The sequence below is a fragment of the Williamsia sp. z71 genome (assembly GCF_059553375.1).
Window position 1 is genome coordinate 272,301 of sequence record NZ_JCANWX010000008.1, and the last position, 19,263, is coordinate 291,563.

Genomic DNA, 19,263 nt, shown 5'->3' on the forward strand with positions numbered 1-19,263 from the left:
TCAAAGAGCTTGCAGGGCAGAGCTATCTGCACTGCTTCGGTTCTCGGTGTAAGGGCTTGGTTGTCTATGCGACGGTGAGCTCAGAGGTCAGGGTGCGGCGGGCATGAGACCGCAGTTCGGTGGTGCTGCCCGGTGCGAGGAACCAGGGATGCCCGTCGTGGCCGATGAACACCGTCCAGCCCTGATGGTGGATGTAGCGGTGGTGTCGCCGGCAGAGCAGCACCATGTTGGTCAGGCTGGTGCCGCCGCCGTTGCGCCAGAAGTCGATGTGATGGGCGTCGGTGTAGACCGCGGCGCAACCGCAGCCGGGGAAGGCGCAGCCCTGGTCGCGGGCGATCAACGCTTTGCGGATCGCGGGGGTGACGGTGCGTTGGTCACGGCCGACATCGAGTGGCACCGAGTTGTTGTCGAGCAGGATTCTGGTGATCACCGAATCACACGCCACCATCTGGGCGGTCGGTGCTGATGCTGGTCCGGTCCATTCGAACTTCGGTGCCATGGCCAGCGCGCTGGCACCCGGGATGCCGCGCAGCTGCAAGTGTTGTAGATGTTCGGGTGAGATTGTCACCGTCACATGTGGTTTCGCACCGCCTCGGGTGGGTCGGTCTTCCTGACCGAAATACGAATCCAGCAACCGTTCCAGCGCATCGGCGCGGATCTGGCCTGTGCTCCGCGGATCCGGCGAGCCGTCGGGTTCAGGTACTGGTGTGCACAGCGGATCGAGTGCCACCGCCAGCTTCTCGCCGAGCAGACTATCCAGATCCAGGGTGCCGCGGGTGCGGCCGTCATCACCGGTCCCGAATGACAACTCGTTCAGGTCATGGTTTTCCGCGTCGGGGATTTTTTTGTCGGGTGGCGACAACACCAACGCCATATGCCGCGCCCGCACCGACACCGCAGCCGGCGTGCCCATCAACGCTTCGGTGAGCAGGCCTCGGACACAATCGTCTCGATCAGAGACGGGTAACTCTGGATTCCGCCGGTCAATGTGGTTGAGGCCCTTGATAATCGAGTCCACATGCTCACCCGACAGGCTCCCGTCCACTCCGTAGGCTGACACCGACGGAATGTCGCCGAGTGCCTTACCCACTCGCACATACCGGTGCGCGGCTGCCGGCGCCATACCGGCGTCCCGTAACAGCTTGACTGTGGACCCCACACCTTTCTTCTGTGCCAACCCACGCCTGTCGACTTCGCCGACCAGCCGGAAAAGTACCTGTTCCACAACGTGATTGAGTCGTATAGCCGCCACCGTGTGTGATGAAACCTGCGCATCATCCCCGGCGACCAGAGCTGCATCCCCTGCCAGATCTGACAATCTGGCGAACATTCCCCCGAAGTCCATGGCTCAACAATACGCCCCAAACTCTATTCGCACAAGCTTTCGAATAAATCAATTCGAGTGTGCGGCAGTCTATTTCGTCAGGCTAATTGAGTTGGTCGACCAGCCTATCGGAGGGGTCTGACAAGGGTGGTTTCCCTGGTCGACGGCGCTCTGGTGGCGTTCTCGGTGTCGCCGTGGACCCCGAAGGTGTACCGAGGCGGTCGCGGGATTATCTGGCGGGTTCGGATGAATATCTCGAGGAACATTGCTTCGGTGTCGGCGTAGCGCTGGAATTCGAACCGTCGTGCTTTTGAGCCATCGGCGAAATAGGCGTAGTCCCAACCGAATACGAAGTCGCGGAAATCCCACGATGAGACCTCGGAGTACGGGGTTGGGGCAAGGTCGTATTCGCGGACGATCTCGTCCCGTGGCGGCTCCTTGTCCGCCATTGCAACAGCCGTCGACATCGGGAGTGGGGGCGCGACGTCCACGTCGAAGAACGTAGCAATTTGTGGCCACATCTCTTGCCGGCGAGAGAGATCGCCGTTGTTGATGTTGAATGCTTCGTTGGAGCTGTCGGGGTTTTCCCGGGGAAGCTCAGCGGGACACCCAACTTCTTCGAGATGGTCGCGTAGAGTGCCGCCTCGCCGAGAAGTCCGATGATGTCCCATGTGCCGGTGCTGCGAGGTGGTCGATCAGGTTTCCGCCGATCACACCTCGGGCTCCGACCCCGCACTACAAGCGAAACGAGCAACAGATCGCGAGGCTTGCCGCGTTCATCGAGCGGGGTCTGTGAGCAACTTCGGCACGGTGAACGGTCCGATCGGCACGCTCGGCGGAGGGGTGGGGAGTCATTCGGCGGCGCTGCGGATCTGGGCGAGCATGCGTTTGACGATGAGTCCATGTGCTCCGGAGCTGATGACGAAGCGTCGATAACCCCAGCCGAGCGCTCCTGGAAACGTTGCATGAGATCGGGCGCTGACCACCGAGCCCCCGGTGTCGTCGCTCACCGTGAAGACCAACAGGTAGCGGGAGAAACGGTGGCGTCCGGCCAGAGTGATGTGTTCGGTGGGTACGGATTCGGTGACCGCGAATCCGGGGATCGTGGCGCCCACGTCGGGGATCGTGCCCGAAACGCGGCGCGGATCGGTGCCCACCAGATGTGCGAATCGGGTGTTGGTACCGAGTTGGGTGCGGGCGATCCAGGTGGTCAGGGCTTCCCAGGTGGTCTGGACGGGCGCGCCGACGTGCAACCGGTGTTCGTCGATCAAGGGCAGGTCCGTGTCCATCGGGTGGTCCTCGTGACGGGGGTTTGTTCAGGCCACAGTAGCGGCCGGCGAACTCATCGCAACAGATCCTTCACCACTTTGCCGGTTGCGTTGGTCGGTAGCTCGGTCAGGAACTCGATCGACCGGGGGACTTTGAAGCCGGCCATGCGTCCTCGGCTCCAGGTGATCAGGTCTGCCTCGGATACGGGTTTCTCCGCCACGACGAATGCCTTGCAGACCTCACCGAGCCGCTCGTCGGGGACGCCGATGACAGCGACCTGTGCCACTGCGGGATGTTCGAGCAGGAAGCCCTCGATCTCGGCAGGGTAGGCGTTGAAGCCGCCGACGATGAACATGTCCTTCTTACGGCCGATGATGCGCAGTCGGCCGCCCTCGTCGAGGGTGCCGAGATCTCCGGTGTGAAGCCATCCGTCGGAATCGATGGCCTCGGCGGTGGCCGCCGGATCGTCGAGGTAACCCTGCATGACGTTGTACCCGCGGATGAGGACCTCGCCGTCGTCGGCGATGCGCAATTCGATTCCGTTGCACGGCCTTCCGACGGTGGTGGCGATCTGTTCGAAGGTGTCGCCGGCCCGGGATGCGGTGGCCGTGCCGCCCTCGCTCAGCCCGTAACCGGTCATGATGGTCTCGAAGGGGAGGTCATTCTTGATCCGGCGGATCAGTTCGACGGGGATGTCTGCCGACCCGGTGACCGCGGCGCGAAGCGAGGACAGATCACGGCTTCCGTCGTTGGCCGCGAGTAGCGACTGGTACAGGGTCGGGGGACCGGGGAGCATCGTGATCTTCTCGCGCTCGACCAGATCGAGTACCTGCTCGACGTCGAGTACAGGTACGGGAAAGATGGTGGCGCCCCGGATCATCGACGCGATCACGCCGGCCTTGTAGCCGAACATGTGGAAGAAGGGGTTGACGATGAGATAGCGGTCGCCTTCGCGCAGATCGGCGAGCTCGCACCACTCGGAGAACAGCCGCAGCGTCTGCCGGTGATTCATCATGACGCCCTTGGGGCGCCCGGTGGTACCCGAGGTGTACATGATGTCGGCGATGTCGTCGCCGCTCACCTGCAGCTCGAAAGGCTCACTGCCGTCGAGGAAGTCGGACTTCAGGTCGATGACCGGCACGCCTTCGGGTCCGCCGTACTGCACTCCGAGAAAACCCTGCTGGACCAGCAGGAGCTTGGCACCGCTGCGCCGGACGATGTCGTGCGCCTCATCGGCCTTGTAACGGGTGTTGACCGGGACCAGCACGCCGCCGGCCGTCAGTAGACCGAAGACCGCGATGACCCACTCCGCCGAGTTGGGTGCCCAGATGGCGACCCGGTCGCCTTTGTCGATGCCCGCTGATGCAAAAGCTCCGGCTGCCTTCCGAACCCGTTGGGCGAGTTGACGGAAAGTCAGCCGGAGCGGTCCGTCGACGATCGCTTCGTTGTCACCGAAGCGATCGCCGACGGAGAGGACCATCTGCGGGATGGTCTCCCAGGTCATACCTTGAGCAACCTCGCCATGTTTCCGCCCATGACCAGCTTCTGATCCTCGAGGGGCAGGTGCTGGATGTGGCTGATGTAGGAGGTCGGCTCGGCCAGGCCCTCGGGATGCGGGTAGTCCGACCCGAACAGCACGCGCTCGGCGCCGATCAAGGCGGTGAGCTTGCTGAAGTCTTCTTCCCAGAAGGGGCTGACGTGGATGCTCTTCTTGATCGCAGCCACCGGATCCTGCATGCCGAAGCCCTCAGGAGCCTTCTTGTAGACGTCGCCCAGTGTCTGCAGCACGTGCGGCAACCAGCTGGCACCGTTTTCGATGACGGCGATACGAAGTTCCGGGAAACGGAACAGCGCGCCGTGGCAGACCCACGAGGCAACGGTGTCCTGGATCGGACGCCATTCGCTGACCATGCGGAACGCGTTGGTGACGAAGGGGAGCATCTCGTCGCCGGTGCCGTCCCAGTCCTGGTTGTACCGCGCGTAGCCGCTGTCCGACGAGTGCTGGGTGACCAGCACGTCGAGCTCGACAACACGCTTCCAGAAGGGGTCGAACTCCGGAAGGGCAAACGACCGCGGGCCCTTGTATCCGGGCACCGGGGCGGGCCGGACCAGGATGGCCTTGGCGCCGCGCTCGACACACCACTCGAGCTCTTTGATGGCCTCTTCGACGATCGGCAAGCTGATCACCGGGACGGTGAAGATGCGATCCTCGTAATTGAAGCCCCAGGTCTCGTACAACCACTGATTGAGCGAGTGGACCACCGCATGGATCAGTTCCGGGTTGTCACGCATGCGCTCCTCGATGAGGCTGGCGAGCGTGGGGAACATCAGCGTGCGGTCGATCTGCAGCTCATCCATGAGCTTGAGACGCGCAGCGGGCTCACGGAATGCGGCAGGCGACTTGATCGGCTTGCCGAAGATCTCGCGCTTGCTCAGACCCTTGGGATTACCGTTCTTGAAGTAATCCTCCATCGCACCCGGGCGTGCGACGACGTCGAACGTCGGGTTGGGGATGTATTCGCTGATCTGGCCACGGATGGCGATCTTGGTCCGGCCGTTGACCTGGACGTATTGGATCGCATTCTTGTACTTCTCCGGAAGGAACTTGGTCAGCGCCTCCTGGGTCTCGTACAGGTGGTTGTCCGCGTCGAACAACGGATACGGCAATGCTTCGGGCATGAGATCCTCCATTTCCTCTTGTGAGAATCATATTCTCTTTATGTGGATGTAGCAATATCCTTGCGCACTTGAAACTTCTGAACTTTTCCGCTTGCAGTGCGCGGAAACTCGGCCGCCTGATGGAGCTCTTCGGGCCACTTCTGCTTGGCCAGGCCGACCTGATCGCAGTGTGCTCGGACTTCGGCCATCGTGGGCATGGAATGGCCGGATTTGAGTCGAAGGACCCCAGCGGCGTGCTCCCCCAGGCGGGCATCGGGGGCGGCGACGACCACCGCTTCGGCAACTGCGGCCATGCCCATCAGCACCTCTTCGACCTCCAGTGCGCTGATGTTCTCGCCGCCCCGAATGATGAAGTCCGCCTTGCGATCAGTGATCGTGAGGTACCCATCCCTGTCTAGCACGCCGACATCGCCTGTGCGGTACCAACCCTCGTCGTCGAAGCTGCGGGCGGTCAGCTCCGGATCGGTGTACCCGATGCAGAGATCGGGTCCGCGACTGAAGATCTCGCCGTCGTCACCGAGCCGAATCTCCACGCCCGGCAAGACATTTCCGTCGGTGAACAGACGCTTGTCGATGGGTGCGTTGTACATGGAACCGACGATCGAGGGGTGTTCGGTGCTCCCATATGAGCGGAACACCGTGATGCCGAGGTCCTCGAGTCGCGTGGTGACCGCCGCCGGCACCGACGATCCGCCCAATCCGGCGTACTTCATGAAGGGCAGGTACTCGTCGGTGAAGTCGGGGTGGTCGATCAGGCTCGTCACGAAGTAGGTGGCGCCGCCGCCGACGGTCAGGCCCTCCGTCTTCATCAGATGCATGGACTGAGCCGGATCCCATACGTCGGTGAGGTTGATGGGACTGCCGTCGAGGACCGGGATGAGGAAGGCGTTGACCATCCCGATGAAGTGCCCGACCGGCGCAGCGGTGAGCTGGCTCCCGCGATCGGGCGGATACCACGCGCCGAGTTGCCGGGTCTCGAAACCGAGGGTGCGATGACTGTGGATCACACCCTTGGGCGAGCTGGTGGTTCCCGAGGTGAACGCGATCAGTGCAGGTAGGGCCGCATCTGTCTCGATGATCCCCGATATCGGTTCGTCGGCCAGCAGGTCGTCGAAGTCGCGGCCCACCACCCCGACGATCGGGACGTCGGCACTAAGGGCCGGGTCGTACTCGAGGCGGCCGAACTTCTCGGCGGCGATGAACACCTTCGGTTTGATCGCGCCGAGGATGTATCCGACCTCTTTGCGCCCATAGAAGTGGACAATCGGAACCACCGTGGCACCGAGGAACGACGAAGCCCAGAAGGTCGCCGCGGCCTCCATCCAGTTGGGGAGTTGGAATGCGACGATGTCGCCGGGGCCCACGCCGCGGTCCCGTAGGCCGGCGGCAAGTCGCCGGGCCACCAGTTCGACATCGGCGAAGGTTCCGGTCCACGGCCGGGTCGTCGAATGGATCCGGAACTCGACATCGGGTGCGGCCGCGAGTCCGGCTGCGAGCAGTTCGCCGATCGTCTCGTCGGTCCACCAGCCCTGCTGCTCGTATCGGGCCACCAGGTCGGCGGGGATGATTCGCATGTCGAGCACTCCAATGCAGCTCTGGTCCGAGAACCGGGCCCGGAAATGACGGCCGGGGGGGCGGGCGTCGGCCGGGTGAGGAGATCAGAGGCCGACGATGGTGATGATATTCTCACAGAAGAAGAATGCCAATCTCATTGATGGAGAATCTCCCATGGTTGAACTTGAACTCAACGAAGGCCTGGCGGTCATCACCATCGACCGTCCGCAGGCCCGGAACGCGATCGCGCCGGAAACCATGGATCAGCTCGAGACGGCGCTCGATGAGGCGAAGGGTGCTCAGGCCCTGGTCATCAAGGGGGGTGGCGACAAAGCGTTCGTCTCAGGCGGAGATCTGAAGCAACTCAGTGCCCTGCGGACCATCGAAGAGGCCGAGGCGATGGCCCGGCGGATGCGTGGGATCTGCGATCAGATCGCTGCGTTCCCGGCGCCGGTTGTCGCGGCGCTCAACGGGCATGCGCTCGGTGGCGGAGCCGAGGTGGCCGTCGCGGCCGACATCCGGATCGCCGCCGACGACATCAGGATCGGCTTCAATCAGGTGACGCTGGCGATCATGCCGGCCTGGGGCGGCGCCGAGCGCCTCGCGCAATTGGTCGGCAAGAGCCGGGCCCTGCTGCTCGCCGGGGGTGGCGCACTCCTCGGCGCCGCGGAGGCCGAGCGGATCGGTCTCGTCGACCGCGTGCTGCCCAGGGCGTCGTTCGACGAGGGTTGGAAGGCTGTGGCCAGGTCGTTGGCCAACAATTCGTCCGGTGACATCAAGCGCGTCATCGGCGGTGCCACCCCGGACGAGGCAGTCGCGGCCTTCGCCCGCCTGTGGGTGGCCGACGAGCACTGGGAAGCCGCTGATCGGGTGATGAACCGCAAGCGCTGACACTGATTCGAAGTGGCCGTCCGGTTCTCCGGGCGGCCATTTCGTGCTTCTGTGCGCAGCGGTGCTAGGCATTTGCACAGCATCCGTCGATATTGTGGACAACGGCGCGCTAACATGTCGTGAGCCAAATCGGCTGCTGTCAATGATGCGGAGGTCGAACCCGATGGCATCGCCCCGCAGACTGGGCGCCCCGGACGCGAAGAATCGTGCGGTGCTGCTCGCTGCCGCCGAGCGTCTGATGTTGGAGAACGGCTATGCCGCGGTGAGCTCCCGGCGGGTGGCCGACGAAGCGGGCCTCAAACCTCAGCTGGTGCACTATTACTTCCGCACCATGGACGAACTGTTCCTGGAGCTGTTCCGACGTCGGGCCGAACAGGGCCTCGAGGTGCAGGCGCTCGCGCTCAAATCCGAGCAACCGTTGTGGGCGCTGTGGACTTTCAGCACTGACCCGGCCGGTGCGACGTTCACGATGGAGTTCATCGCGTTGTCGAACCATCGCAAAGAACTGCGGGCAGAGATCGTGCGGATCTCAGAACAATTCCGCAGCGAGGCCAGTGCCGGTATCGAAGAAGTCCTGCGCAGGTATGGGGTCGATCTCGACCAGATGCCGGCAGTGGCGGCCATCGTGTTGATGACCAGCATCTCGCGCGTGGTGGTCATGGAAGACACTCTCGGCGTCCGCGAAGGGCACGCCGAGATGATCGAGGTCGTCGAGAACTATCTCCGTCAGCTCGAGGGCGAACCGAGTCCCGAGCTGCGGGAGATCCTGCAGCGCCGTCGCTGACGGCGCTGCGTTTTACGCGAGTGCCTTGAGGCTGTCGTCGTCGACGAAGACCAGACTTCCGTCATTCAGGAGCACCGCAAAGCGCTTCGGGCTGACCTTGAGCCCGTCACCGAGATCGACCGTGGCCTCGGGGAGTACACCGAAGTCCTCGACGATGGTGCCCTCGCGAGTGTTGTCGTCTGTGGTGACGTTGACCTGCGCTCCAACGCTGAGTGCCTCGGATACTTTGGGAGCATCCTTATCAGCAGCAGTCGATTGTCTATTCCGCATGCATACATTAGATCAGTAGATTCCCGCTCTGGGTACATCGGAGTTGCCGAACGACTGATCCGGTATTGCGATATCTGAATATTGCACCGGTATTCGAGGCCTCGAAGCGCCCGATCGCCACGCGCAAAGATCGCGTAAAGAAGGTGAACCCGGGCGTATGAAGGTCGTCAACGACGGGCTCGATGTCCCTTTCGGCGCGCATGCTCAGGACACACGCCGGGCTCGATGGAGTAGCCCAGCATCTTTCCAGGAGTGGTCGTGTCAGATCTCTTTTTCCTGCTGGCAATCGGCGGGGGATTCCTCATATGCGCGCTGGTCCTGCGTGCCGTCGCTGCGAGAACACGCCGGTGACCGCCGACGGAGCAACCAATGTCGTGTTGCTGATCCTCGCTGTGATCGTTGGGCTGTACCTCATTGCCGCCCTCATATTCCCCGAAAGGTTCTAAGGCGTGAACTCCTCTTTGGCTGCCGCGCTCCAGCTCGGGGTGGTGGTGGTCGTACTCGCGGCGGCATATGTACCCCTCGGTGACTACATGGCCCGGGTCTTCTCCAGTGCGCGCGATTGGGCGCCCGAACGATTCATCTACAAAATCGCCAGGATCGACCCCAAGCGCTCCCAGACGTGGACCGGCTACGCCACCGCGTTGATCGCGTTCTCGTTCGTCGGCATCGTCTTCCTCTACCTGCTGCAGCGACTGCAAGGTGTCCTGCCCTGGAGCGACGGCCGCGATTCCGTATCGCCGGCCATGGCGTTCAACACCGCGATCTCGTTTGTCGCGAACACCAACTGGCAGTCCTTCTCACCCGAGGTGGTGATGAGCAACCTGACCCAGATGATCGGCCTGGCAGTGCAGAACTTCCTGTCCGCAGCAGTGGGTCTGGCCGTTGCCATTGCACTCATCCGCGGCATCGTCGCGAAGAAGGGTGACGGCGAGCTCGGCAACTTCTGGGTCGACATGACCCGGGCCGCGCTCCGAATCCTGCTGCCGCTGAGCATCATCGTCGCGGCAATTCTTCTGACCCAGGGCGCCATCCAGTCGTTCAGGAGTGGCTTCGACTTCATCAATCTCGACGGATCAAGTGGCTCGAGTGTGGTCGGTCCGTTCGCGTCGCAGGAAGCGATCAAGGAACTCGGTACCAACGGAGGCGGCACGCTGTCGGCCAACTCCGCTCACCCGTTCTCGAACCCGACACCGCTGAGCAATATCGTCGAAATTCTGGCGATCCTGATCATCCCGGTCTGCCTGACGCGTACCTACGGCACCCTCGTCGGTGACCGCCGCCAGGGTTTGACGATCCTCGGTGTGATGGCCGTGATCTGGAGCGGCATGCTCGCGGTCGTGTGGGCCTTCGAATCGCGTACCAACGGTATTGCGGCGCAAGCGGCCGGCGCCATGATGGAGGGCAAGGAACAGCGTTTCGGCATCCCCGCGTCGGCGTTGTTCGCGGTCTCGACAACCGGAACCTCCACCGGTGCGGTGAACTCCGCGCATGATTCCTACTCGGCCGCCGGTGGTGGCGCGGTGATCTGGAACATGCTCCTCGGTGAGGTCGCGCCCGGCGGCGTCGGTACCGGACTGTATGGAATGCTGGTACTCGCGATCATTGCGGTGTTCGTGGGTGGCTTGTTGGTCGGCCGGTCCCCGCATTTCCTCGGCAAGAAGATCGGTCAGCACGAGATCACCATGGCGGCACTGTCGATCCTGGTGATGCCTGCGCTGGTGCTGATCGGAACCGCGATCTCGGTCATCCTGTCGTCGACCACCGGATTTCAGGGCAACAGCGGTGACCCGGGGTCAAACGAGTCGATCCATGGTTTCTCCGAGGTGCTGTATGCCTACGCTTCTGCTGCCAACAACAACGGCAGCGCATTCGGTGGCCTCACCGTGACCAGCGACTGGTTCCAGACATCTCTGGGCTTCGCGATGCTGCTCGGCCGATTCCCGCCGATCATCTTCGTGCTTGCGCTCGCCGGCCTGTTGGCATCGCAAAAACCCCGAGCTGCCAGTACCGCAACACTTCCCACCCATGGCCTCCTGTACGGCGGCCTGGTCACCGGCACCGTACTCCTTGTCGCCGGGCTCACCTTCTTCCCCGCCATGGCGCTGGGACCAATAGCAGAGGCATTGTCATGACCACATCGGTGGCGGAACGTACCGCACCCGTCGACATCGCAGAGGACGACCTGGCCGGCAGCGGAGCATTTGATGCGCGGCAGCTGATCACGTCGGTGCCGCAGGCACTCCGCAAACTCAATCCCCGCGATCAGGCCCGCAATCCGGTGATGTTCGTGGTCTACATCGGCGCGATCGTCACCACCGTTCTCACGGTGTGGCAGCCGTCCTGGTTCTCCTTTGCGGTGGTGTTCTGGCTCTGGTTCACGGTCCTGTTCGCCAACCTGGCCGAGGCGGTTGCCGAAGGTCGTGGCCGGGCGCAGGCGGCGAGTTTGCGCAAGGTCAAGCAGGACACGATGGCCCGCAGGCTCGAGGCTGACGGCAGCATCACCGAGATCTCCGGTAGCGCCCTGGTCATCGGCGATCGGATCGTGGTCGAGGCAGGCGAGGTGATCGCAGGTGACGGCGACGTGGTCGAAGGTATTGCCACAGTTGACGAGTCGGCCATCACCGGAGAATCGGCCCCGGTCATCCGGGAATCGGGCGGCGATCGGTGTGCGGTGACCGGCGGCACGGTTGTGTTGTCGGACAAGATCATCGTCAAGATCAGCACCTCGCCTGGCGAGTCATTTGTGGACCGGATGATCGCGCTCGTCGAAGGCGCGTCGCGCAAGAAGACGCCCAACGAGATCGCGCTCGACATCTTGTTGTCCAGCTTGACCATCATCTTCCTGCTGGCCGTGGTGGCAGTCGGTCCGATGCAGGAATACGCGGGCCAGACCCCGGACGCGGTCAAGCTCATCGCGTTGTTGATCTGCCTGATCCCGACAACCATCGGGGCTCTGCTCTCGTCGATCGGTATCGCCGGTATGGACCGGTTGGTGCAACGCAATGTGCTGGCGATGTCGGGCCGCGCGGTGGAAGCCGCAGGCGACATCGACACGTTGCTGATGGACAAGACCGGAACGATCACCTTTGGTAACCGCCGGGCCACCTCCCTGGTCGCCGCACCGGGGGTGTCCATGAAGGAACTCTCCTTGGCAGCATGCCAATCGAGTCTCTCCGATGACACGCCAGAAGGGCGGAGCGTCGTCGACCTCTGTCGCGACGAGTTCGGCCTCGATCCGGCATCGATCGACATCGAAAGCCGGGGCTCTCGAGAGGTCATCGCCTTCACCGCGGAGACCCGGATGAGCGGTATGGATCTGCGAACAGCCGAGGGTGTTCGTCAAATCCGCAAGGGTGCAACGGATTCGGTACTCCGTTGGGTGACCGACAACGGTGGTGCTCCGCCGATCGAGGTCTCCGATGAAGTCGACCGCATTTCGGGTGAGGGTGGAACCCCGTTGGTCGTGGGTGTTCGGGTCGGGGATGCAAAGGCGCGTGTCCTGGGTGTCATCGCGTTGTCCGACGTTGTGAAACCCGGTATGGCACAACGGTTCGCGCAGCTGCGCGCCATGGGCATCCGGACCGTGATGGTCACGGGTGACAACCCGCTCACCGCCAAGGCCATCGCGGCCGAGGCCGGCGTCGACGACTTCGTGGCCGAGGCGACACCCGAGGACAAGCTGGCGTTGATCCGCAAGGAACAGGCCGGTGGCCGATTGGTCGCGATGACCGGTGACGGCACCAACGACGCCCCCGCCCTGGCACAGGCCGATGTCGGCCTGGCGATGAACACCGGTACGTCGGCGGCCAAAGAGGCCGGCAACATGGTTGATCTCGATTCGGATCCGACCAAGTTGATCGATGTGGTGGCCATCGGCAAGCAGCTGCTGATCACCCGCGGGGCACTGACCACGTTCTCGCTCGCGAACGATCTGGCGAAGTACTTCGCGATCCTGCCCGCACTGTTCACCGGCATCTATCCGCAGCTCGACAAGCTCAACATCATGGGTCTGCATTCGGCGCAGTCGGCCATCACCTCCGCGGTGATCTTCAATGCGCTGATCATCGTGGCCTTGATCCCCTTGTCGTTGCGCGGCGTTCGTTATCGGCCCAGTTCGGCATCAAAGCTGTTGGGCCGCAACCTTCTGATCTACGGACTTGGTGGTGTGGTCACACCGTTCATCGGGATCTGGCTGATCGACCTGGTGGTTCGTTTTCTCCCGGGAATGGGGTAGTTCAAGATGAATTCTGTGTCGACATGGGTACGGCAGTGTGTGGTTGCCGTCGCGGTCCTCGCGGCGATGACGGTGATCCTCGGTGTCGCCTATCCTGCAGTGGTATGGGGTATTTCGAGGGTGGCATCGAGTTCGGCGGAAGGTTCCAAGGTCCGGGACGGCAACGGTTGTGTCGTCGGATCGAGTCTGATCGGAATCGACCCGCAGGTCGAGGAGGGACAACCCGACAAGTTCTTGCACGCTCGCGTGCTGGGATCTGCCGACGACCCGATGGCACCCGGCGACCCGGCCGCCTCGGCGGCCAGTAACCAGGGACCGAACAGCGCCAAGCTCGCGGGATGGATCGACGAGCGCAGGCAGATCATCGCCGCTCGGGAGAACGTCACACCCGCGCAGGTGCCGGTCGACGCCGTCACCGGATCGGGATCGAGTCTGGATCCGCACATCAGTGAGGCCTACGCACAACTCCAGGTACCGCGGGTGGCACGGGAGAACGGAAAATCGGTCGACGAGGTCGAGCGGGTGGTCGCCGAGAACACGAACGGGCGGCAGCTGGGATTCCTCGGCGAGTCGACCGTCAACGTCCTGGGTGTCAACATCGACCTGGGGCTGACCGCTCCGGCCTGCGACTAAGATCGCTGCGGTGACCGACGGTAGAGAAACCAGGGGACGACTAGAGGTTTTCCTCGGATGTGCACCTGGTGTGGGCAAGACCTACGAGATGTTGGCGCAGGCCCACGCACTGGTCGGTGAAGGCGTTGACGTGGTGGTCGCGGTGGTCGAGTCGCATGGGCGCTCGGTCACCGCGGCCATGACCGACGGTCTGGAGATCATCCCCCGTCAGAAGATCGAGTATCGCGGCACTGTCCTGGAAGAAATGGACCTCGAAGCCGTGCTGGCTCGTCGCCCGCAGGTGGCGCTGGTCGACGAGTTCGCACATACCAACGTCCCCGGGTCGCGGAATGCCAAGCGGTGGAATGATATCGACGAGCTTCGCGACGCCGGGATCGATGTGCTCTCCACGATCAACATCCAGCATCTGGAGAGTCTCAACGACGTGGTCCAAGAGATCACGGGCATCGTGCAGCGCGAGACGGTTCCCGATGATGTCGTGCGCAAGGCCGATGAGATCGAGCTGGTCGACATCGCCCCGCAGGCGCTGCGACAACGGTTGTCGGCGGGCAAGGTATATCCCGGCGACCGCGTGGGCGGCGCACTGGCCAACTACTTTCGGCAGGGCAACCTCACCGCGCTACGTGAGCTGGCGTTGCTCTGGCTGGCCGATCAGGTCGACGACAACCTGGCGGCATATCGTGCCGCGCACGACATCACCGCCACCTGGGAGGCCCGTGAGCGGGTGGTGGTGGCGCTGACCGGCGGGCCCGAGTCGGCGACCTTGCTGCGGCGGGCGAGCCGGATCGCGTCGAGATCCAGCGCTGAACTGGTTGTGGTGCACATCGTGCGATCCGATGGACTGGCCGATCCGGCAGCGATCGACATCATCAAACTGACCGAGATCGCCAAAGGGTTTGGTGCACAGATACACACGATCGTCGGGGACGACGTCCCCGTGGCGTTGCTGGAATTCGCCCGCGGTATCAACGCCACACAGCTGGTGCTGGGGACGTCCCGGCGCCCGCGGTGGAAGCGGATCTTCGATGAGGGTGTCGGTGCCACGGTCGTCCGGAATTCCGGGAAGATCGACGTGCACATGGTCACCCATGAAGAGGCCAAGGCGCGAAATCCGCTGGACATCAGGCAGACCAGATTTCATCGCCCCCTGAGTTGGCTTGCCGCGGTGGTGGTTCCCTGTGTGGCCGCGGCTTTCCTTGGACTACTGGACAGATGGTTGGGGATCGCCGGCGAATCGGCGTTGTTCTTCGTGGTGATATTGGCGGTCTCGATGCTCGGTGGCATCGGGCCGGCGGCACTGTCGGCGATCCTGTCCGGATTGCTGCTCAACTATTTCTTCACCACCCCCCGCCACACGTTCACCATCAACGAGCCAGAGAATCTCATCACCATCATCGTGATGTTGATGATCGCCATTGCTGTTGCGGCCCTCGTCGATTCGGCGACGGTGCGGCGAACTCAGGCGCAACGCGCCAGTCGGGACGCCGAACTCCTCGCGACCTTCGCCGGAGCCGTTCTCAGTGGTGAGGGCCTCGAGGGGCTCCTGCAACGCGTCCGGGAGACATACGACCAGGAGGCGGTGTCGGTGGTGCGCCGGGGTGGGCGCGACCCGAACACAGTCGAGGGTTCGGTCGGTGCACACCCGCCGGCGGAGTCGTCCGAGGCCGACACCGTGTGTTCGGTTCCCGGCGGAGAGTTCGAGATGCTGCTGAAGGGGCCGAAGCTCGGTGGGCGAGAGCGCAAGGTGCTGTCGGCGGTCGCCACGCAGGCGGCGGGCATCGTGGAGCGCCGCGAACTGGCCGCCGAGGCGTCCGAAGCCCGTGCACTCGCGGAAACCGACCAATTGCGCCGAGCGCTGCTGTCGGCGGTGAGTCACGATCTGCGGACCCCGCTGGCCGCGGTCAAGGCGGCGGCGTCGAGCCTGCGCGGTACCGACGTCACATTCTCCCCACAGGACACCGCAGAGCTGCTCGCGACGATCGAGGAGTCGACGGACCATCTGACCGCGCTGGTGGGCAACCTGCTCGACTCGTCGCGGTTGGCGGCCGGTGTCGTCCGGCCCGATCTGCAAATGGTCTATCTGACCGAGGTGGTCAGTGGCGCAACCGTCGGGATTTCTCGCCTCGATCCTGCCGGCGCCAATCGCATCGAGCTCGATGTCGAACACATCCTCGTCTATGCGGATCCCGGGCTTCTGGAACGAGTTCTCGCCAACCTCATCGACAATGCCCTGCGGCACAGTGGCCAGTCGAGTCCGGTGCTGGTCCGGGCCCGGCTCACCGCCGACGACCCGCCCCGGTGCACCATTTCGGTATGCGACCACGGACCGGGTGTTGCCGCTGATGACCGGGACAAGATATTCACGGCCTTTCAGCGACTCGGTGATCACGACAACGGTGTGGGCGTCGGGCTCGGGCTGTCGGTGGCGCAGGGATTCGTCCAGGCCATGGACAGCAAGATCATCCCCGGCGTCACCGCCGGCGGGGGATTGACGATGTCGTTCCAGCTCCCGGTCGGCCCGCCGTCGGAGCGTGACGATGAGTGAGCGGGTTCGCGTCCTGGTCGTCGATGACGAACCTCAGATTCTTCGGGCGCTACGAATCAACCTGAACGCAAGGGGATTCGACGTGACCACGGCATCGAGCGGCGCCGGGGCTCTGACGGCTGCCGGGCAGACCAATCCCCAGGTCATCGTCCTCGACCTGGGGTTGCCCGACATCGACGGTTTCACGGTGCTGGCCGGCCTGCGTGGCTGGACCAACGTGCCGGTGATCGTGCTGTCTGCGCGGGTGGATTCGGCCGACAAGGTGCAGGCCCTCGACGCCGGCGCCGACGACTACGTGACCAAGCCATTCGGGATGGAAGAGTTCCTGGCCAGGCTACGAGCAGCGGTGCGTCGCGGGAGTGCGAGTACCGACGACGGTGTTCCGGTCGTCGAGACCGAGTCGTTCATCGTCGACCTGCGGGCCAAGCAGGTCATCCGTGCCGGTGAGCCGGTACACCTGACGCCCACGGAGTGGGGTGTGCTCGAGATGCTCGTGCGACATGAGGGAAAACTGGTGAGCCAGCGCGACATCCTCAATCACGTCTGGGGCCCGTCGTACGGCACCCAGACGAACTATCTGCGGGTCTACCTGGCCAGTCTGCGGCGTAAGCTCGAACCCGACCCCACCCGGCCACGACATCTTCTGACAGAAGCGGGCATGGGATATCGCTTCGTGCGCTAGCACATTCACCGCCAAAGATTTGTTGGCTGCAATGAATGATTCAATTCGTCCACCTGTCCGAATGGGCAGGTGGACTTCTGCCTAATTCTCGATCGTTTTTCGGGGTCCGATGGATCACAAACTATGCGAGTGCCCGCTTTCGATATGTGGCGCGTCGGTTGTTTGTGACGTTTGAAAACAAACCCGACGAAGTAGGTATTGCCCGAAAGTTCGCGCGTTTGTACTACAGTGCAGGTCAGTGATGGTGTGACAATACTAAACGAAGGTTCATGTCGGTCGGATTGGTCAGGTTATTTTCCCCCTGGGAGTTTTACTCGGCACGCCCGATTTCGCAATTCGATTTGAAGTTCTGTGCCGGATTTCAGATGTTGCCGGGCGAACCCCGTCATTATGTGTTTAGGATCGAAGTGCTCAAGTGGAAAGGTTGACAATGGCGATGGTCTGTCTGCTTGATGATGCTGAACTGTTTATCGGACGCGGGGGCGATTTGTTACGGAGAGCGGGCGAGGACTGTGCAGCAATCAGGACCTGAGACGACAACACTGATCGCCACTCTGCGCCGGTGGCAGGACGCCGAATGCGCCGAAGGCGTCTACTGGTGTGCGGCGTGGCTGTATTCGTGTGGAGATGCCCTCGCCAACGACCTCCTCGAAGACCTCGCGCGCGATGACGGCCTGGAAGACGCCTATATCGACGAGGCTCTTCGCCTGCTCGCGCGTTCCCGGTTCCAGGACCTCGTCGAGTGGTGTCTGCAGACGGCCACCCGCCTCGACGGGTCTTTGACCACTGACCCCGGCCGTTGGCTGCCCGAATTGGTCCGCAGCCTTGACGATGGCGTTCTGTCGCTGAGTGTGGCGCTGCACCGGCTGGTGCTGGCCGACATGTGGCTGATGACCTGCTCCGACACCACCCTCATCCAGAATGCGCCGGCGATCCGGGCGTACCAGGCCAAGCGCCAGGCAATCCTGGCCACGGCAGCGCAGCGCAACTGACACTCCCGCCCGCCGCACCCCGATGATGTGCGGTTTTGGCGGTGCTCACCTGGGCTTTTGTTCGCCAAAAGTTGCTCCTATGTCAAGCGGCGGCGGTCTGAATGGCTCGTGGTTGGGGCGCAGTGTCGGTGATCAGGCGTTGATAGACGGTGCGGACCAGGCGGCGTCGGAGTGCTCGGAGGGCTGCGGTGGTGGAGTCGCCGGCGGCGCGGCGTTTGCGGTAGTAGGTGTAGCCGTCGCTGTCTTCGAGTCGGGTTTGGGTCAGGGCGATGCGGTGCAGGGCGGTGGTGAGTTGTCGGTTGCCGCAGCGCGGTAGCCGGACGCGGCCGGCGGTGTTGCCGGACCAGACCGGGATGGGGGCGGTGCCGGCGTAGTTGGCGTAGGCGTCGGCCGAGTGGAAGCGGGCGATGCCGGCGGTTTCGCCGACGATTTTGGCTGCGGTGAGTTCCCCGCAGCCGGGTAGCTGTAGTAGCGAGGGAACCAGTTCGCGGACTCGTTTGCCGATCTCGGTGGCCGTGGTGTTGATCCGGGTGGTCAGGGAGATGATCTCGTCGAGTTCTTCGCGGGCGATGTCGGCCAGCAGTCCGGTCTCGGTGGCCAGCTGTGCGGCGAGGATCTGTTGGTGTTTGTGCATGCTCAGCGAGCGTGGTTTGGGGGCGTAGGCGGGGTTGATTTCATGGACTCGCCACAGCAGTCGGTTGATTGTTGAGGTGCGTTGTGCGACAAACACTTCGCGTCGATCGACTAGTAGACGTATCTCGCGGGATCGGGGGTCGGCGCCGGCGGCGGGCAGGTTCGGTTCGCGCAGCACTGCCCGCGCGACGGCCAGAGCGTCGATGGGATCTGATTTGCCGCGGGTACGTGCCGAGGCACGGGTGTGGGCCATCATTTTGGTGGGTACCCGCACGGCGGTCTGGCCGGCGGTGAGTAGGTCGCGTTCGAGGCGGGTCGACATCTGTCGGCAGTCTTCGATGCCCCAGAGCAGGTCGGTACCGAACTGGGTGTGGGCCCATCGCATCGCGGCATGATGGCCGGCGGTGGTGGCCGGGGCGGTGAGTTGGCCTAGCTTTTTGCCGACGGGATCGACGGCAACAAATGTGTGTGAGCTCTTGTGTACATCGACTCCAACTACAACCATGGTGGTTGCCTCCTGATTTCAGAAACAGGGACCAGGGACGGTTGGGCCGGTCGGTGGGCAATCCTCAGTTGGGGGCGTTGCCACGCTCCTATCAAGCCACATCGGCCGGTCCTTCCCACCTGGTGTTGGCATAACTTTTGCAAGACCAGACATGCGCATCAATGCGATGCCGGCAGGCACATCAAGAGCCAAACACCAGGTGACCAGGACCCAACCACCGCTCAGGCGGCAACACAAGAGTCACACTGAGGGCACATCATCGGGG

The 19,263-nt window shown here is 63.2% G+C and carries 16 protein-coding genes and 1 pseudogene; 9 read left to right on the forward strand and 8 right to left on the reverse strand.

Annotated features, from left to right (window positions below; genetic code table 11):
- Nucleotides 1-64 precede the first annotated feature (64 nt).
- The 6 genes and pseudogenes from AC51GR_RS20610 to AC51GR_RS20635 form a co-directional block, all read right to left on the reverse strand.
- Complete coding sequence (locus AC51GR_RS20610) at nucleotides 65-1,225, reverse strand: HNH endonuclease signature motif containing protein (RefSeq protein WP_496326506.1); 1,161 nt, start codon at nucleotides 1,223-1,225, stop codon at nucleotides 65-67.
- Nucleotides 1,226-1,548: 323 nt separating this feature from the next.
- Nucleotides 1,549-1,964: pseudogene (locus AC51GR_RS20615) on the reverse strand (NAD-dependent dehydratase); the annotation flags it as partial.
- A 211-nt stretch (nucleotides 1,965-2,175) separates the two neighbouring features.
- A complete protein-coding gene (locus AC51GR_RS20620) occupies nucleotides 2,176-2,613 on the reverse strand; it encodes a hypothetical protein (RefSeq protein ID WP_496326507.1) in 438 nt (145 codons plus the stop codon).
- 53 nt (nucleotides 2,614-2,666) lie between these two features.
- Nucleotides 2,667-4,097: a FadD3 family acyl-CoA ligase gene (locus AC51GR_RS20625; RefSeq protein ID WP_496326508.1), complete on the reverse strand. Its 1,431-nt coding sequence runs from the start codon at nucleotides 4,095-4,097 to the stop codon at nucleotides 2,667-2,669.
- The gene (locus AC51GR_RS20630) at nucleotides 4,094-5,272 is read right to left on the reverse strand and encodes an amidohydrolase family protein (RefSeq protein WP_496326509.1); all 1,179 of its coding nucleotides are present in this window, start codon (nucleotides 5,270-5,272) and stop codon (nucleotides 4,094-4,096) included. Before AC51GR_RS20630 ends, AC51GR_RS20625 begins: the two co-directional genes overlap by 4 nt.
- A 38-nt stretch (nucleotides 5,273-5,310) precedes the next feature.
- Nucleotides 5,311-6,846, reverse strand: coding sequence for an AMP-binding protein (locus AC51GR_RS20635; RefSeq protein ID WP_496326510.1), 1,536 nt, complete (start codon nucleotides 6,844-6,846; stop codon nucleotides 5,311-5,313).
- Between the two features lie 154 nt (nucleotides 6,847-7,000).
- Here AC51GR_RS20635 and AC51GR_RS20640 point away from each other — a divergent pair, with 154 nt between their 5' ends.
- Complete coding sequence (locus tag AC51GR_RS20640) at nucleotides 7,001-7,717, forward strand: enoyl-CoA hydratase/isomerase family protein (RefSeq protein WP_496326511.1); 717 nt, start codon at nucleotides 7,001-7,003, stop codon at nucleotides 7,715-7,717.
- A 163-nt stretch (nucleotides 7,718-7,880) separates the two neighbouring features.
- Nucleotides 7,881-8,501 carry a TetR/AcrR family transcriptional regulator gene (locus tag AC51GR_RS20645; RefSeq protein ID WP_496326512.1) on the forward strand — a complete coding sequence of 207 codons (621 nt, stop codon included), beginning with the start codon at nucleotides 7,881-7,883 and terminating at the stop codon, nucleotides 8,499-8,501.
- 12 nt (nucleotides 8,502-8,513) lie between these two features.
- Here AC51GR_RS20645 and AC51GR_RS20650 read toward each other — a convergent pair whose 3' ends face one another.
- Nucleotides 8,514-8,771 (reverse strand): hypothetical protein, encoded by a 258-nt coding sequence (locus AC51GR_RS20650; RefSeq protein ID WP_496326513.1) that lies wholly within the window; start codon nucleotides 8,769-8,771, stop codon nucleotides 8,514-8,516.
- 305 nt (nucleotides 8,772-9,076) lie between these two features.
- On the opposite strand from AC51GR_RS20650, the gene AC51GR_RS20655 reads away from it, so the two are divergent.
- The 7 genes from AC51GR_RS20655 (at nucleotide 9,077) to AC51GR_RS20685 (ending at nucleotide 17,860) form a co-directional block, all read left to right on the forward strand.
- Entirely contained in the window at nucleotides 9,077-9,217 is a 141-nt protein-coding gene (locus AC51GR_RS20655) for a potassium-transporting ATPase subunit F (protein WP_496326514.1), read from the forward strand.
- 3 nt (nucleotides 9,218-9,220) lie between these two features.
- On the forward strand, nucleotides 9,221-10,906 hold the full coding sequence (gene kdpA / locus AC51GR_RS20660) for a potassium-transporting ATPase subunit KdpA (protein ID WP_496326515.1): 1,686 nt from the start codon (nucleotides 9,221-9,223) through the stop codon (nucleotides 10,904-10,906).
- Entirely contained in the window at nucleotides 10,903-13,008 is a 2,106-nt protein-coding gene (kdpB, locus tag AC51GR_RS20665; protein WP_496326516.1) for a potassium-transporting ATPase subunit KdpB, read from the forward strand. The genes kdpA and kdpB overlap by 4 nt, the downstream gene beginning before the upstream one ends.
- 6 nt (nucleotides 13,009-13,014) lie before the next feature.
- Nucleotides 13,015-13,641, forward strand: coding sequence for a potassium-transporting ATPase subunit C (locus AC51GR_RS20670; protein ID WP_496326517.1), 627 nt, complete (start codon nucleotides 13,015-13,017; stop codon nucleotides 13,639-13,641).
- A gap of 10 nt (nucleotides 13,642-13,651) precedes the next feature.
- Nucleotides 13,652-16,186, forward strand: coding sequence for a DUF4118 domain-containing protein (locus AC51GR_RS20675; protein ID WP_496326518.1), 2,535 nt, complete (start codon nucleotides 13,652-13,654; stop codon nucleotides 16,184-16,186).
- Nucleotides 16,179-16,868 carry a response regulator gene (locus tag AC51GR_RS20680; RefSeq protein WP_496326519.1) on the forward strand — a complete coding sequence of 230 codons (690 nt, stop codon included), beginning with the start codon at nucleotides 16,179-16,181 and terminating at the stop codon, nucleotides 16,866-16,868. The genes AC51GR_RS20675 and AC51GR_RS20680 overlap by 8 nt, the downstream gene beginning before the upstream one ends.
- Before the next feature lie 512 nt (nucleotides 16,869-17,380).
- Complete coding sequence (locus AC51GR_RS20685) at nucleotides 17,381-17,860, forward strand: hypothetical protein (RefSeq protein ID WP_496326520.1); 480 nt, start codon at nucleotides 17,381-17,383, stop codon at nucleotides 17,858-17,860.
- 82 nt (nucleotides 17,861-17,942) lie between these two features.
- On the opposite strand, the gene AC51GR_RS20690 is transcribed toward AC51GR_RS20685, so the two are convergent.
- Complete coding sequence (locus tag AC51GR_RS20690) at nucleotides 17,943-18,998, reverse strand: IS110 family RNA-guided transposase (RefSeq protein ID WP_496323328.1); 1,056 nt, start codon at nucleotides 18,996-18,998, stop codon at nucleotides 17,943-17,945.
- Between the last annotated feature and the right edge of the window lie 265 nt (nucleotides 18,999-19,263).